Below are 13,824 nucleotides of genomic sequence, written 5' to 3' on the forward strand. Positions count from 1 at the left end.
CTTCAGGCGCCTCCGGGCGCCATGAGCCGGACACCGGGAAAGTACGTCCGGTACCGGGTGGCGTCGCGGGTGAGCAGCGTCAGGCCGAGCACGGCGGCGTGCGCGCCGATGAGGAAGTCCGGGAGCGTGGAGGTCCGCGTGCCGCCGCGCTTGCGATAGGTCTGGAAGCACCTGGCCGCGAGGAACGCGGCGGGCCACGGCACGTTCGCTCGGATGAAGCGGTCGGGACCGAGCGCCGCGTCCAGGGCCTCGATGGCGGAGAACCGCAGCGAGACCTCGCCGTAGACGATCTGATTGATCAGCACCGGCCCTTGTTCGAGCGCTTCCGCAAGCCGGTCGGAGGACCACTGCCTCCACTTCGGGTCCTGGGTGAAGACGTCGAGCAGGACGTCCGAGTCGACGATGGTGCCCTTCTCCGTGCCCTCACTCACCGCGGGTGAGCGCCATGATCTCGTCGGTGGACAGCTCGACGTCCCCGCGGCCGAGGAGAGCGTCCACGATCCGCCGTCCACGCCCGGACGGTCCCTGGGCGGGCACGATCGTCGCGACGCCGTCCCGTACGACGATCTCCACCTCGTCCCCCGGTTCGAGGCCGAGCTCGCGGCGGACCTGCTGGGGAATCGTCACCTGGCCCTTGCTCGTGATGCGCACGTGGTAAGAGTAGCGCTGGTATTACTTCCCCGGCTCTCGTCAGCCGAGCGTGCCGACCATCTCCTGCCAGTGCCGCTGGGCCTCCCCGCCCCAGCGGGCGTGCAGGGTGTCGAAGAGAGCGGCGGCGCGGGCGCCCGCCCACTCCTCGGGCAGCAGCTCGGGGGGCAGCTTGGGGTCCAGGAACGGGAAGCGGCGCCACGCGTGCACCAGGAGGATCTGGTGGACGAGCACGTCGGCGGGCTCCGCCGGCGTGGTGTCGGCGAAGCTGTCGAGGAACTCCTCGTAGGCCGTCTCCACCTCGGCGAGGTCCCAGGCCTGCTCCACCACCTGCCGCTCCGCACCGATCGCGCCGAACGGGCCGACGAACGAGCTCGTCACGGCGGTGAGCCCGAGCTCGGCGATCACCTCTGCCACCTCGTCCTGCTTGCGCGGGTCCGGGGTGAGCCACACGCCGGGGGCGGGTGACCCGAGGCCGGCCCATGCCAGCCGGGTGCGCAACCGGTGCCGCAGCTGGCGGCGGGCCTCGGGCACGCTGACGAGCAGCACCAGCCAGCGCCCGTCCCACCGCGGCACGGGCGCGCCGAAGCCGTAGATCCGGGCGGCGCCGTCGGAGAGCAGCCTGCGGCCCTGCTCGCTGAGCGTCCAGCGGACGCGGCGGCCGGCGCGGTCGGACGCGAGCAGGCCCTCGGCGGCGGTGCGGGCGAGTGCCTGGCGGGCGGACTTCGGCTCCACGCCGAGCCCGCCCAGGACGTCGATGAGCACCTGGGTCCACACCGGGTGGTCGCGGGGGAGGACGAACTCGCCGAGCACGGTGAGGAGCAGCGAGCGGGCGCTCGTGGCGCCGAGCTCGCGGCGCCGGGAGAGCGCCGGGTGATCGGTGTCGGCGGCGGTGCTCATGGCGGCCGAGGGTAATGGGGACGGTCGCGCAGATCGCATTCAACGCAGCCCGGCGGTGCGTCACCGGATCGTGTGGACCGTCGATTCGCACGAAAGGGGCAAACCGGGCGGTCGATGCGTCCGAACGGGCGAGCCTGTGAGCAGTATGGATCGCACCGTTGCAGATGAACATGAATTCCGGGTTAAGCCGATCGCGGGCCCGATGATCGGACGAAACCGACGGAACGGACAGAGGAGGGAGGTCGTTCCCTGACCACCGCGCCCCACCGTTCGCACCGTTCCCGACGCCGACTGCTCGGAGTTCCCGACATGACCACCTCCCTGCCCCGTCCCGCCCAGCACGCCCCGCCGCGGCGCCGCGACGCGGTGCGCGCCGACGTGCTCGCCTCGCTCGTCGTCTTCCTCGTCGCCGTACCGCTGTCGCTCGGCATCGCACTCGCCTCGGGCGCGCCGCTCATGGCCGGGCTGATCGCCGCGGTCGTCGGGGGCGTGGTCGTCGGCCTGCTCGGCGGCTCCCCGCTGCAGGTCAGCGGGCCCGCGGCCGGGCTGACCGTCGTGGTGGCCGAGCTCGTCACCCGCTTCGGCTGGCAGGCCACGTGCCTGATCACCGTAGGCGCGGGGCTGCTGCAGATCGCGTTCGGCTACGCCCGGATCGCGCGGTACAGCCAGGCGATCCCGCCGGGCGTCGTGCACGGCATGCTCGCCGGGATCGGCATCACGATCGCCCTCTCGCAGGCGCACGTCGTGGTCGGCGGGAGCCCGCCCACCGGGGCGATGGCTGCGCTGACCGAGCTGCCGGCCCAGGTGGCGGAGCTCCGGCCGGGCGCCGTGCTGATCGGCGCCGCCACGATCGCGCTGCTCCTGCTGTGGCCCCGGCTCCCCCACCGGGTGCGCGTGCTCCCGGGCGCGCTCGTCGCCGTCATCGCCGCCACCGCGCTCGCCGTCGCGCTGCCCGATGTCCCGCGCGTCGACCTGCCGGGCAACCTGCTCGAGGCGATCACGCTCCCGACGCTGCTGCCGGACCTGCCCTGGCTGGGCATCGGGGCCGGCATGCTCACGATCGCGCTGATCGCGAGCGTGGAGAGCCTGCTGTCCGCCGTCGCCGTCGACCGCATGCAGCAGACGGGCCCGCGGACCGACCCGGACCGCGAGCTGATCGGCCAGGGCGCCGCCAACACGATCTCCGGCCTGCTGGGCGGGCTGCCCGTCACCGGTGTGATCGTGCGCAGCGCCACCAACGTCAAGTCCGGGGCGCGCACCCGTGCGTCGGCCGTGCTGCACGGCGTCTGGGTCGCGGTGTTCGGCATCGTGCTGGTGGGCGTCGTCGAGCTGATCCCGCTCGCCGCGCTCGCGGGCCTGCTCGTGGTCGTCGGGCTGCAGCTGGTGAAGCCCGAGCAGATCCGGGCCGCCCGCTCGCACGGGGAGCTGGTCGTCTACCTCGGCACGGTCGCGGGCGTGCTCGCGCTGAACCTCCTCGCAGGGGTCGCGATCGGCCTCGTGCTGGCCGGCCTCGTGATGCTGCGCCGCGCGGTGCGTGCCCGCGTCCGGGTCGTCGAGCCGGACGGCGCCGCACCCTGGCGGGTCGTCGTCGAGGGCACGCTGAGCTTCCTGTCGGTGCCCGCGCTCTCCCGCACGCTCGCCACGGTGCCGGCGGGCGAGCCGGTGCGCGTCGAGCTCGTCGTCGACTACCTCGACCACGCCGCGTTCGACCACCTGGACGCCTGGACGGCCCGCCAGCGGGCGACCGGCGCCGACGTCGTCGTGACCGAGCCGGGGGCGCGCCGACGGGGTGACCGCCCGCGCCACGGGTACGGGACGTGGTCGCAGTGGCAAATGGCACCGGGGCAAGAGGTCGACCACACCCCCCACGCGCCGCTCCTCGCAGGCGTCGCCGCGTACCACGCGGACGCGGCCGAGCTGATCCGCCCGACCCTGGAGAAGCTCGCACACGGCCAGGCGCCGAAGGGGCTGCTGCTGTGCTGCGCGGACTCGCGCGTGCAGCCCAACCTGATCACCCGCAGCGGACCGGGCGACCTGTTCACGGTGCAGAACGTCGGCAACCTGGTGGCCGGGACGTCGATGCGCGCCGCGCTGCACTACGCCAGGGAGATACTGCGCGTCCCGCTGATCGCCGTGTGCGGGCACTCCGGCTGCGGGGCGATGCGCGGGCTGCTCGACGGAGCGCGGCAGCCGGGCGACCCGCTCGGCGACTGGCTCGCCTCGGGCGCCCCCAGCCTGGAGGCGCTGCGCGGCGGGCATCCCGTCGGACGGGCCGCGCTCGCCGCCGGGTACAGCGAGGTCGACGCGCTGGCCATGGTGAACGTCGCGCAGCAGCTCGCGGCGCTGCGGGAGCACGGGGTCGACGCGGCACTGGTCGGGCTGTTCTTCGACATCCCGACGGCGCGGGTGCTCGTGCTCGACGAGGACGCCCAGGAGTTCCGCCGGCCCGACTGACGTCCGGGCGTACCGTGCTGGCGTGGTGATCGATCTGCCCCACGGCCTGCAGGCCCGCCCGATGCAGGCCGCCGACGCGGCGCGGTGGGCTGCGTTGCTGGAGGCCGTCGAGGAGGTCGACCGCCGCGACGAGCACTACGACGCCGACGACTGCGCCGAGGAGCTCGCCGACCCGGAGCTCGACCTGGAGCGGGACACCCTCCTCGTGCTCGACGCGGACGACCGGGCGGTGGCCTACCAGGCGGCCCGCCTGCGCAGCGGCCCGCCGCTCGGCCCGCGGCTCATCGTCGACGCGGCCGTGCACCCGGCGCACCGGAGGCGGGGGATCGGCACCGCTCTGATGGCCGCCGTGCACCGGCGTGCCGACGCGCTGGGTGCCGCGGTCGTCGTGCGGCTGAGCGAGTCCGGGGCAGGTGGGATCGCATTCGCCGAGCGCGCCGGGATGCGGCCGGTGCGGTGGTGGTCGGACCTGGTCCGCGACCTCGCCGTGCCGGTGCGCCCGGTCCCGCCACCGCCCGGTATCACGGTGGTGCCGCTCGGCCCGCCGTACGCCGCGGTGCGCTGGGACGAGCCGCTGCGCCGCGCGCACAACAGCGCGTTCGCGGACCACTGGGGATCGGCGGCGGTCGGCCCCACGGCGTGGGCGTACCAGCGCACGGGAAGCCGCTCCTTCCGCCCCGGTTGCTCGGTGGCCGCCCTCACCGGGGACGGTTCCATCGCCGGCTACGTCATGAGCTACGAGTCCGCCGCGGACACCTCCCGCACCGGCGTTCGCGATCTCTACGTCGGAACCGTCGGCACGCTTCCCGCGCACCGCGGGCGCGGGATCGCCGGGGTCCTGCTCGGGCACGTGCTGCGCGCCGCCGTCGAGCAGGGCTACGCGACCGCCTCGCTCACGGTGGACGCGGAGAACCCCACCGGTGCGCTCGGGGTGTACGAGCGGGCCGGGTTCGAGCCGTACCGCCGCGAGGTGACCTACCTCCGGCCCGGTCAGTCCTCTTCGGGTGGTGCGAACCGGGCAAGCGCCTCGATGGACGGCACCGTGTAGTAGGCGCCGGTGACGGGCTGGGTGTAGCGGGTCAGCGCGTCGCGCACGCCGTCGCCGACGCCGGCCATCCGGCGCAGCATCTCCTCCAGGCGCCACTGGTCGCAGCTGAAGCCGACGAACGCCGTGCCGTGCCGCGAGACGCCGCCGAAGGCGACGTTGCGCCGGAAGATCGGCAGCTCCACGCCGTCGACCTCGAGCGCAGTGCGCGCGACGTGGCTGTCGGCGGGCTTCGTGACGTCGTCCATCTCGATGCTGTCGGGTTTGGTGCGGCCCATGACGTTCTCCTGCCCATCGGTGGGCAGGGCCTCCCAGCCGTCACCGTCGTGCTCCCACATCTGCACGAGCACGACGCTGCTGCCCGCCCCCGGCTCGCCCGGGGGCACGAGCGCGGCCGCTGGCGCCTCCAGGAGGGACGGGTTCTCCGTGCCGTCGATGAACCCGGTGAGGTCGCGGTCGTGCCGGTAGAGCCACCCGGTCGTCTCCCGGCGCAGCCGGGCCACCGGCGCGAGGCCCGCGACGATCGCTCGGCCGTTGTCGAACACGGCCGTCCGGTCGCCGCCCGCCACCCACATCCACGCGTCGTGCTGCGTGGCCGGCATCGTCCATCCACCGGCACCCACGAGCGGCCGTTCGAAACCGCGGGCGGACGCGGGCACCTCGACCGGCTCGGCCACATGGGCCCACAGCTCCGGCCGGAACCCGACGACGAGGTTGACCCCGCCCGTGGTCGAGAGCGGTTCGACGAGCCCGGCCGCCGCGGTCACGAGGTCGGTGGGCTCGGCGTCGGGGGCGAGGTCGAACTCCAGGTAGCCGTGCTCGGGCGTGCCGAGGGCGAAGATTCCCGGCTGTGCGTTCACGAGCGCGCTCTCCCGTTCACGGCCTCGACGGTGGCGGTGAGCCCGTGGAGGTCGGGCAGGACGGCGTCGGCGATCGAGGGGTCACGCCCGTCGGCCTGCCGGTTGATCCACACTCGTGGCACGTCCAGGGCCTTCGCGGGCTCCATGTCGTGGAAATAGCTCTGCGCCACGTGGACCCAGCGGTCGCGGGTGGCCCCGAACGCCTCCTCGAAGCGGGTGAAGTGGTTGTGGTTCGGCTTGTACGAGCCGACCATCTCCGCCGTCACGACCGTGTCGACCGGGGCGCCGAGCCTGCGCTGGGTCTCGCCGATGATATCCTGGTCGCAGTTGGTCAGCAGGGCGATCCGCCAGCCCGCCGCGCGCAGCTCGGTGAGGCTCGCCGCGACCTCGGGGAAGACGGGCCAGTAGGCGATCGTGTCGCCGAGCACGTGTGCGTCGTCCGCGCGCAGATCCAGTCCCGCGTCGCGGGCGGTGCGGCGCAGCGCCTCGGCCAGCACGCCGCGGTAGCGCATGCCGGGGGACTCGGTCTGCACCTCGGCCTCGTGGCCGTTGTAGACCTCGAGCAGCGTGCCGCCCTGCCCCGGGAACAACAGGTCGATGCCGTTCGCGATGCCGTGCCGCCAGTCCACGAGGGTCCCGAAGCAGTCGAACGTCGCCCAGCGGATCCCGCCCATGTGATCCTCCTCCAGTCCCGACCATCCTCGTACGCGGGTTACCGTCTGCGCTCGTGACGTCCCCCGATCCCGCGCACCCGCTCGCCTGGCTCGAACCGCACGCCGCCCACCGCCGCGCCGCCGGGCTGCACCGGGAGCTGCGGCCTCGGACACCGCACGAGCCCCTGGTCGACCTCGCCGGCAACGACTACCTCGGCCTCGCCGCCGACCCGCGGATCGTCGAGGGCGCGGTTCGGGCGGCGCGGACCTGGGGAGCGGGCTCCACGGGATCGCGGCTCGTCACGGGCACCACGGCGCTGCACGCCGAGCTGGAGGCGGAGCTCGCCGCGTTCTGCGGCGCCGAGGCGGCGCTCGTGTTCTCCTCCGGCTACACCGCCAACCTCGGCGTGCTCGCCGCGCTCGCGGGCCCGGACGCGCTGGTCGTGTCGGACGCCGCCAACCACGCCTCCCTCATCGACGGTTGCCGCCTCTCCCGGGCGCGGGTCGCCGTGGTCCCCCACGACGATTCCGACGCGGTCGACGCAGTGCTGGCCGCGCGGACCGAGGAACGGGCCCTCGTCGTCACCGAGAGCGTGAACAGCGTGGACGGCGGTCTCGCGCCGCTGGCGCAGCTGCACGCGGTCTGCCGGCGGCGGGGTGCGTTGCTCGTCGTGGACGAGGCGCACGGGCTCGGAGTCGTGGGGCCGGGCGGGCGCGGCCTGCTGGCAGCGGCCGGACTGGCGGGCGCGGACGACGTGGTGGCGACCGTGACGCTGTCCAAGGCGCTCGGCAGCCAGGGTGGCGCGGTGCTCGGCCCGGCGGCGGTGACCGCGCACCTCGTCGACACCGCCCGCTCGTTCATCTTCGACACCGGGCTCGCACCGGCGGCGGCGGGCGCCGCGCTGGCCGCCCTGCGGGTGCTGCGCGCCGAGCCGGAGCGGCCCGGCGCCGTCCTGCGGGTGGCCGCCGCGCTGGCGGCCGCCGCCGGGGTGCCGGCCCCGCCGTCCGCGGTGGTGGCCGTCGTGCTCGGCGAGCCGGACGTCGCGGTGGCCGCTGCCCGCCGTTGCGCCGAGCGGGGCCTGCGCGTCGGGTGCTTCCGGCCGCCGTCGGTGCCCGAAGGCACCAGCAGGCTGCGGCTCACGGCCCGCGCCACGGTGACCGACGCCGAGCTCGGGCAGGTGCGCGCGGTGCTCGCAGACGTCCTCGCGATGGCCCACGCATGATCCTGGTCGTCACCGGCACCGGCACCGAGGTCGGCAAGACGATCGTCACGGCCGCCCTCGCCGCGGTCGCCGCCTCCCGCGGGGAACGGGTTGCCGTGCTCAAGCCCGCGCAGACCGGCGTAGCCGACGGCGAGCCGGGCGACGTCGCCACCGTGCTGCGGCTCGTGCCCGGCACCACCGGCTGCGAGCTCGCCCGCTACCCCGACCCGCTCGCTCCCGCCACCGCCGCCCGCCGGGCGGGGATGCCGCCGGTCACGCCGCGGGCCGCGGCCGACGCGGCCACCGCGCTCGCCGCGGACCACGACCTGGTGCTCGTCGAGGGGGCGGGCGGGCTGCTGGTGCGGATGACCGACGACGGCACCCTGGCCGACGTCGCCGCGCTCCTCGCGGCCCCGGTGCTGGTGGTCGCCGCTGCCGGGCTGGGAACGCTCAACGCGACCGAGCTCACGGTCGAGGCGCTGCGCCGCCGCGGACTGGCGTGCCCGGGGGTCGTGGTCGGCGCGTGGCCGGCCGAACCGGACCTCGCCGCCCGCTGCAACCTCGCAGACCTGCCCGCCACCAGCGGTGTCCCGCTGCTCGGCGCCGTCCCCCACGGGGCGGGCGCGCTCGATCCGGAGCGGTTCGGGGCCGTCGCGCGTCACAGTCTTGCGCCCGAACTGGGTGGCGGATGGCAGACTCCCGACGCGTGACGACGACGCAGTTCGCCATCCTCGACACCGCCCGGTCCCAGGTCCTCGCCGACGGCGTCGGCCTGTCCGAGGAGCAGGTGCTCGACGTCCTGCGGCTCCCCGACGAGGCCCTCGAACCGCTGCTGGAGCTGGCCCACGAGGTGCGGATGCGCTGGTGCGGGCCGGAGGTCGAGGTGGAGGGGATCATCTCGCTGAAGACCGGCGGCTGCCCAGAGGACTGCCACTTCTGCTCCCAGTCCGGCCTGTTCGACTCGCCGGTCCGCTCGGCGTGGCTGGACATCCCGTCGCTGGTGGAGGCCGCGAAGCAGACCGCGAAGACCGGGGCCACCGAGTTCTGCATCGTCGCGGCCGTCCGCGGGCCGAACGAGCGGCTGATGACGCAGGTCGCGGCGGGTATCGCGGCGATCAAGGACGAGGTGGACATCAACATCGCCTGCTCGCTGGGCATGCTCACGCCCGAGCAGGTCGACCAGCTGGCCGCGATGGGCGTGCACCGCTACAACCACAACCTGGAGACCGCCCGCTCCCACTTCCCGAACGTCGTCACCACACACACGTGGGAGGAGCGCTGGGAGACGCTGCGGCTCGTGCGCGAGGCCGGCATGGAGGTGTGCTGCGGCGGCATCCTCGGGATGGGGGAGAGCCTGGAGCAGCGCGGCGAGTTCGCAGCGCAGCTGGCCACGCTCACCCCGGACGAGGTGCCGCTGAACTTCCTCAACCCGCGGCCCGGCACCCCGTTCGGTGACCTGGAGCCCCTCGACGGGCGCGACGCGTTGCGCGCGGTGGCGGCGTTCCGGTTGGCGATGCCGCGCACCGTGCTGCGGTTCGCGGGCGGCCGGGAGATCACGCTCGGCGACCTGGGGGCGCGGCAGGGCCTGCTCGGCGGCATCAACGCCGTGATCGTCGGCAACTACCTGACCACGCTGGGGCGTCCGGCCGAGGCGGACATCGACCTGCTCGGCGAGCTGCAGATGCCGATCAAGGCCCTCAACGAGACCATCTGACCCGTGTTCTGCGACCAGTGCGGGAAGCCGGCCGGAGCGGCGGGCGTGCACGCGCGCTGCGCCGACCGGCGAGTGCTGGAGCCGCCTCGCTTCTGCCCGGAGTGCGCGCGGCGCATGGTCGTGCAGGTGACCCCGACGGGCTGGACGGCCCGCTGCAGCCGGCACGGTGAGCGCACGAGCCGCTGAGCCCTCCTGGGCGTGTTCCTGGGAGGACGACGTCACGGCCGACGAGCACGGCCTGCTCGCCGAGCTGCTGGCGCAGGCCTTCCCCCGGTCCACGGAGTTCACGGGCATCCGCAGCTGGTCGAGCGGCCGCCCGGAGCTGCGGCTGGTCGCCTGGCGGGCCGGCCGCGCGGTGGCGCACGTGGGCGTCCTGCGCCGGTTCCTGCGCGTGCCAGAGCGGGACGTCTCGGTGCTCGTGGGTGACGTCGGGCTGGTCGCCGTGGCGCCGGCGGAGCGGGGCACGGGGCTCGGCCGCGAGCTGCTGTGGCGCGCCGACGGCGTGCTCGTGGACCTCGACGTCCCGTTCGGCTACCTCACCTGCGGGGAGCACGTCGCGCCGTTCTATGAACGGTGCGGCTGGGTTCGCGCGTCCGGCGGCACGCGGATGATCCGCGCGGACGGCCGGGTGCAGGTGTACGGCGGGGTGTCGATGGTGCGGGAGGTGCGCGCCTCGCTCGCCGAATGGCCCGATGGGTGCCTGGTGGAGCGCAACGGCCTGGAGATATGAGGCTGTAGCGGTTCCGTAGCATGAAGCTGCTACGGTTGAGCGTGCCCGAGATCATCCCCCAACGGCAGCTGCGCAACGACAGCGGCGAGATCCTGCGCCGGGTCGAGGCGGGCGAGAGCTTCGTCATCACCCGCAACGGCAAGCCCGTCGCCGACCTGGTGCCGCACGGGGACAATCCGAGGAAGAAGCGGTACACCGTGCGGGAGCTGCAGGACCAGTTCCGGCAGCTGCCGCCGATCGACGTGGAGCAGTGGCACCGCGATCGGGAGGCGGACGACCTGATCTTCGGCGACGACCGCATCGAGTACTGAGATGTACGTCCTACTGGACACATGCGTGCTCATCGAGGCCGAAGCGCTGGATCTCTCCGACTACGAGGACCGGGTCGCCGTGGTGAGTGCCGTGAGTGTCGGCGAGCTGGCGTTCGGTCTGAACACGGGTCAGGACTCCGAGGGTCGGGAGGCCCGCCTGCGCCGGGTCCTCGCGGACTACGAGATCCTCCCGTTCGGCGTCGAGGAGGCGAAGCTCTACGGCGTTCTCGCAACGCTCGTCCGGGCCGCCGGACGCAACCCGCGACCGCGCCGCCTCGACCTGCAGATCGCAGCGACCGCTGCCGCGGCCCGGGTGCCGCTGCTCACCGCGAATCCGCTCGGCTTCCTGGGTGCCGACCGACTCGTCGACGTCGTGCCGGTGAAGCGTTCCGCCTGATCGATACCGCAGCTCATCCGTCCTGGCGGCGCCTGCGGTGGTCGGCCACGTGGGTCTGGTTGGCGCAGCGTGTGGTGCAGAAGCGGCGCCTGCCGTTTCGCGAGGTGTCGACGAAGACGGCGCCGCATCCGGGGCGGTCGCACCGGCCGATGCGGTCGGGGTCGTCGCAGAGGGCGTGGGCGAGGCCGCCCGCCGTGTAGGCCTTGATGCGGTGCACGAGCGGCGCGTCGTGCTCGGCGTAGTGGAAGTGCGGAGCGCGCCCGTCGTGCTGGGAGATGTAGGGCGGGGCCGCGACGTCGGCGAGCAGCGCGTTGACCAGCTGGACGCGCCGGCCCACGTCGGTCTCGGCGAAGACGGCACCCAGCCGGCCGGCCCATTCCGCCAGCTCGAGGACCTCGGTGGGGCCGACGTCCTCGGCGGGCCGGTAGTCGTAGGTGGTCAGCACGTCGTCGACGGCGTCCGGGGTGGCGGCGGGACCGGCGTTCACGAGGGCGACCGCGAGCTGCGCTGCCGTACCTCCGTAAGGGTTGAACTGCACTAGGGCATTACATCAAGGTGGGTGCATGACCACCAGCGTGCAGCGCTCGACAGGTCGGTTCGTGGGCTTGTGGCTGGCGCTCGGCGCCGCGCTGGCGATGGGCAGCGCGGCGGCGGCGATGAAGGCGCTCGGGACCACCGGGTTGCCGGCCGTGAACGTGGTGCAGGCGCGCCTGCTGGTCGCCGCCGTGGCACTGATGGCCGTGGCGCTGCTGGTGCGCCGCGGCCGGGTGCGGGTCGCACGCCGGGACTGGTGGCTGATCGGCGCGTACGGCCTGATCAGCCTGGCTGCGAACCAGGTCGTCTTCATGATGTCGCTGTCCCGGCTGTCGGTCGGGGTGGCGCTGCTGCTGGAGTACCTGGCCCCGGTGCTGGTGGCGCTGTGGGTGCGGTTCGTGCGGCGCGAGCCGGTGTCGGGCCTGGTGTGGGTCGGGATCATGGGCACGCTGGTCGGGCTCGGGATGGTGAGCCGCGTGTGGGCCGGGTTCACGCTGGACGGGCTCGGGTTCGTGCTCGGGTTGCTCGCGGCGGTCACCATGGCGTCCCGCTTCGTGCTGGCCGACCGGGGGCTGCGCAGGCACGACCCGCTGGTGCTGGCGGCGTGGGGCACGACCGTGAGTTCCGGCGCCCTGCTCCTGACCGGTGCGGTCGCTCCGTTCCCGCTCGCCGCGCTCGCCCGGGACGTCGACCTGAACGGCGTCGCCGTGCCCGTCGTGCTGCTGGTGGCGTGGGTCGGGCTGGTCGGCACGGCCGCGGGCGTGCTGCTGGCCGTGGCCGCGCAGCGGCTGCTGCCCCCGACCGCGGCGAGCCTCGTGCTGACCCTCGAGGTGCTGGTGGGCGCCGGGCTGGCCTACGTGGTCCTCGGGGAGGGGCTCGCGGCCGGCCAGGTGGTCGGCGGGGCGGTGATGCTCGCCGGGATAGCGGTGGCGCAGGTCGCGCTGGCGCGTCGCGCCGGTCGGTCAGTTGACGCTGTGGTCGACGGCGTAGGTGGTGATCGGCGCGGGGATCGCGCGGAGCTGGGAGAGCAGGCTGGCCTCGCGCGCCAGTAGCACGCGCACCAGCCGGAGCCGATCGACCGGGGAGGTCAGCTCGAGCAGGCGCTGCCGGTCCCCGACGGGGAGCAGGCAGTCGGACGCCAGGACGTGGGGGAGCTTGCCGGGTTCGACGTCGGGCTCCGGCTCGGACCACTCGCCGGCCTTCCACGCGGCGGCGCAGTAGCGGCGGTGCGCGGCGCGGGCGGCGGTGGACAGGATGCGGATGAGCTCGCCGACCGCTGCGTCGTCGGCGGGTTCGTCGGGGAGGGGCTCGACCGATGCCATCAGGTACGGCTTGGAGTCGGCGTCGAGGTCGAGCAGCCGGAACCGGCGGGAGCCCTCGGTGACGAGGTCGTAGCGGCCGTCGGGGAGGCGCCGGGCGTCGCGCAGCAGCGCGGTGCAGCCGACGGTGTGCAGCCCTGCGATGCCGTCTTCGTCGGGAGCCCAGCCCTCCCGGGCGGCGACCACACCGAACTCGCGGTCGGGCACCGTGCCCGTGACGAGGTCGACGGTGAGCTGCCGGTAGCGCGGCTCGAAGACGTGCAGCGGCAGCGTTGCCCCGGGCAGCAGCACGGTGCCCAGCGGGAACAGCGGGAGCGTCTCGGGCACGGCGTTACGGTACGGCTACCCGGGTTGCTTCGCCGGGTCCGCTCGGTGGCCGCAGCACGGCGAACGCGTCGGTCACGCGGAGGGTGCGCTCGGTGAAACGGAAGAGCGCTGCAGGTCGGCCGCCCGCGGGTCCGGGCGGGGCGACCTCGCCGGTCGGTTCGAGGACCTGGCGGCGGGTCAGCACGCGCTGCAGGTTGGTGGCCGAGACCGGGTGCCCGAGAGCGGCGACGTAGAGGTCGCGCAGGGCGGAGATCGTGAACTCGCGGGGGGCGAGTGCGAACCCGAGGTTGGTGTAGGAGAGCTTCGCGCGCAGCCGGTCGCGGGCGTCGGCGACGATCGCGGAGTGGTCGAACGCGGTCGGGGGGAGTGCGGCGAGCGGGTGCCACGCGGTGTCAGGGGGCACGGCCGGGTCGGCGTCGGACGGCACGAGCCCGAGGAACGCGGTGGCGACCCGGCGGACGTCCGGCACCCGGTCCGGCCGGCTGAACACGCCGAGCTGCTCGACGTGGGTGACCTCGCGCAGGTCGACCTTCTCGGCGAGCTGGCGGCGGACCGAGCGCTCGACGTCCTCGTCGTCGCCGAGGAGCCCTCCGGGCAGCGCCCACCGCCCGGAGTCGGGCTCGCGGCCCCGCTGCCAGGCGAGCACCTGCAGGCAGCCGTCCCGGATCTGCAGCACCGCGGCGAGCACCTCGTGCTCGGTCGGGCGCGTCATGGTCGGATCGTAGGGTGC

At 74.2% G+C, this 13,824-nt stretch carries 18 protein-coding genes; 10 read left to right on the forward strand and 8 right to left on the reverse strand.

The genetic code is table 11. From position 1 onward, the window contains the following. Positions 1-2: 2 nt before the first annotated feature. From FB388_RS09980 to FB388_RS09990, 3 genes are read right to left on the reverse strand one after another with little or no spacing between them, the layout of a single operon-like run. On the reverse strand, positions 3-431 hold the full coding sequence (locus FB388_RS09980) for a type II toxin-antitoxin system VapC family toxin (RefSeq protein WP_142099663.1): 429 nt from the start codon (positions 429-431) through the stop codon (positions 3-5). Beyond that, entirely contained in the window at positions 424-651 is a 228-nt protein-coding gene (locus FB388_RS09985) for an AbrB/MazE/SpoVT family DNA-binding domain-containing protein (protein ID WP_142099665.1), read from the reverse strand. The genes FB388_RS09980 and FB388_RS09985 overlap by 8 nt, the downstream gene beginning before the upstream one ends. A 39-nt stretch (positions 652-690) precedes the next feature. After that, positions 691-1,548: a PaaX family transcriptional regulator gene (locus FB388_RS09990; protein WP_142099667.1), complete on the reverse strand. Its 858-nt coding sequence runs from the start codon at positions 1,546-1,548 to the stop codon at positions 691-693. 309 nt (positions 1,549-1,857) lie between these two features. Between FB388_RS09990 and FB388_RS09995 the strand changes: the two genes are divergently transcribed. Further along, positions 1,858-4,002, forward strand: coding sequence for a SulP family inorganic anion transporter (locus FB388_RS09995; RefSeq protein ID WP_142099669.1), 2,145 nt, complete (start codon positions 1,858-1,860; stop codon positions 4,000-4,002). 22 nt (positions 4,003-4,024) lie between these two features. Further along, the gene (locus FB388_RS10000) at positions 4,025-5,050 is read left to right on the forward strand and encodes a GNAT family N-acetyltransferase (protein ID WP_142099671.1); all 1,026 of its coding nucleotides are present in this window, start codon (positions 4,025-4,027) and stop codon (positions 5,048-5,050) included. On the opposite strand, the gene FB388_RS10005 is transcribed toward FB388_RS10000, so the two are convergent. Beyond that, positions 4,993-5,907: a Dyp-type peroxidase gene (locus FB388_RS10005; RefSeq protein ID WP_142099673.1), complete on the reverse strand. Its 915-nt coding sequence runs from the start codon at positions 5,905-5,907 to the stop codon at positions 4,993-4,995. The two genes, FB388_RS10000 and FB388_RS10005, sit on opposite strands and share 58 nt — an antisense overlap. Continuing rightward, positions 5,904-6,581, reverse strand: coding sequence for an HAD family hydrolase (locus FB388_RS10010; protein WP_142099674.1), 678 nt, complete (start codon positions 6,579-6,581; stop codon positions 5,904-5,906). The genes FB388_RS10005 and FB388_RS10010 overlap by 4 nt, the downstream gene beginning before the upstream one ends. 53 nt (positions 6,582-6,634) lie before the next feature. Between FB388_RS10010 and FB388_RS10015 the strand changes: the two genes are divergently transcribed. Genes FB388_RS10015 through FB388_RS10045 form a run of 7 tightly spaced genes read left to right on the forward strand, consistent with a single transcriptional unit; the run spans position 6,635 to position 10,914 of the window. Further along, entirely contained in the window at positions 6,635-7,783 is a 1,149-nt protein-coding gene (locus FB388_RS10015; RefSeq protein WP_142099675.1) for an 8-amino-7-oxononanoate synthase, read from the forward strand. After that, complete coding sequence (gene bioD, locus FB388_RS10020; protein ID WP_142099677.1) at positions 7,780-8,472, forward strand: dethiobiotin synthase; 693 nt, start codon at positions 7,780-7,782, stop codon at positions 8,470-8,472. Before FB388_RS10015 ends, bioD begins: the two co-directional genes overlap by 4 nt. Then, on the forward strand, positions 8,451-9,476 hold the full coding sequence (bioB, locus tag FB388_RS10025; RefSeq protein ID WP_142099679.1) for a biotin synthase BioB: 1,026 nt from the start codon (positions 8,451-8,453) through the stop codon (positions 9,474-9,476). The genes bioD and bioB overlap by 22 nt, the downstream gene beginning before the upstream one ends. Before the next feature lie 3 nt (positions 9,477-9,479). After that, on the forward strand, positions 9,480-9,662 hold the full coding sequence (gene bsaP / locus FB388_RS10030) for a biotin synthase auxiliary protein BsaP (RefSeq protein WP_142099681.1): 183 nt from the start codon (positions 9,480-9,482) through the stop codon (positions 9,660-9,662). Further along, positions 9,643-10,206: a GNAT family N-acetyltransferase gene (locus FB388_RS10035; protein ID WP_142099683.1), complete on the forward strand. Its 564-nt coding sequence runs from the start codon at positions 9,643-9,645 to the stop codon at positions 10,204-10,206. The genes bsaP and FB388_RS10035 overlap by 20 nt, the downstream gene beginning before the upstream one ends. Before the next feature lie 20 nt (positions 10,207-10,226). Then, positions 10,227-10,517, forward strand: a complete 291-nt coding sequence (locus FB388_RS10040) for a type II toxin-antitoxin system Phd/YefM family antitoxin (protein WP_142099685.1) — start codon at positions 10,227-10,229, stop codon at positions 10,515-10,517. A gap of 1 nt (position 10,518) precedes the next feature. Continuing rightward, on the forward strand, positions 10,519-10,914 hold the full coding sequence (locus FB388_RS10045) for a PIN domain-containing protein (protein ID WP_142099687.1): 396 nt from the start codon (positions 10,519-10,521) through the stop codon (positions 10,912-10,914). Positions 10,915-10,927: 13 nt separating this feature from the next. On the opposite strand, the gene FB388_RS10050 is transcribed toward FB388_RS10045, so the two are convergent. Then, positions 10,928-11,452, reverse strand: a complete 525-nt coding sequence (locus FB388_RS10050) for a CGNR zinc finger domain-containing protein (protein ID WP_142099689.1) — start codon at positions 11,450-11,452, stop codon at positions 10,928-10,930. Between the two features lie 25 nt (positions 11,453-11,477). Here FB388_RS10050 and FB388_RS10055 point away from each other — a divergent pair, with 25 nt between their 5' ends. Then, positions 11,478-12,500, forward strand: coding sequence for a DMT family transporter (locus FB388_RS10055; protein ID WP_142099691.1), 1,023 nt, complete (start codon positions 11,478-11,480; stop codon positions 12,498-12,500). Here the strand turns inward: FB388_RS10055 and FB388_RS10060 are convergent. Then, a complete protein-coding gene (locus FB388_RS10060; RefSeq protein ID WP_142099693.1) occupies positions 12,411-13,094 on the reverse strand; it encodes an LON peptidase substrate-binding domain-containing protein in 684 nt (227 codons plus the stop codon). The genes FB388_RS10055 and FB388_RS10060 overlap by 90 nt on opposite strands. Before the next feature lie 4 nt (positions 13,095-13,098). Then, positions 13,099-13,806, reverse strand: a complete 708-nt coding sequence (locus FB388_RS10065; protein WP_142099695.1) for an NUDIX hydrolase — start codon at positions 13,804-13,806, stop codon at positions 13,099-13,101. Between the last annotated feature and the right edge of the window lie 18 nt (positions 13,807-13,824).

Source organism: Pseudonocardia cypriaca, from assembly GCF_006717045.1.
GTDB classification, from domain to species: domain Bacteria; phylum Actinomycetota; class Actinomycetes; order Mycobacteriales; family Pseudonocardiaceae; genus Pseudonocardia; species Pseudonocardia cypriaca.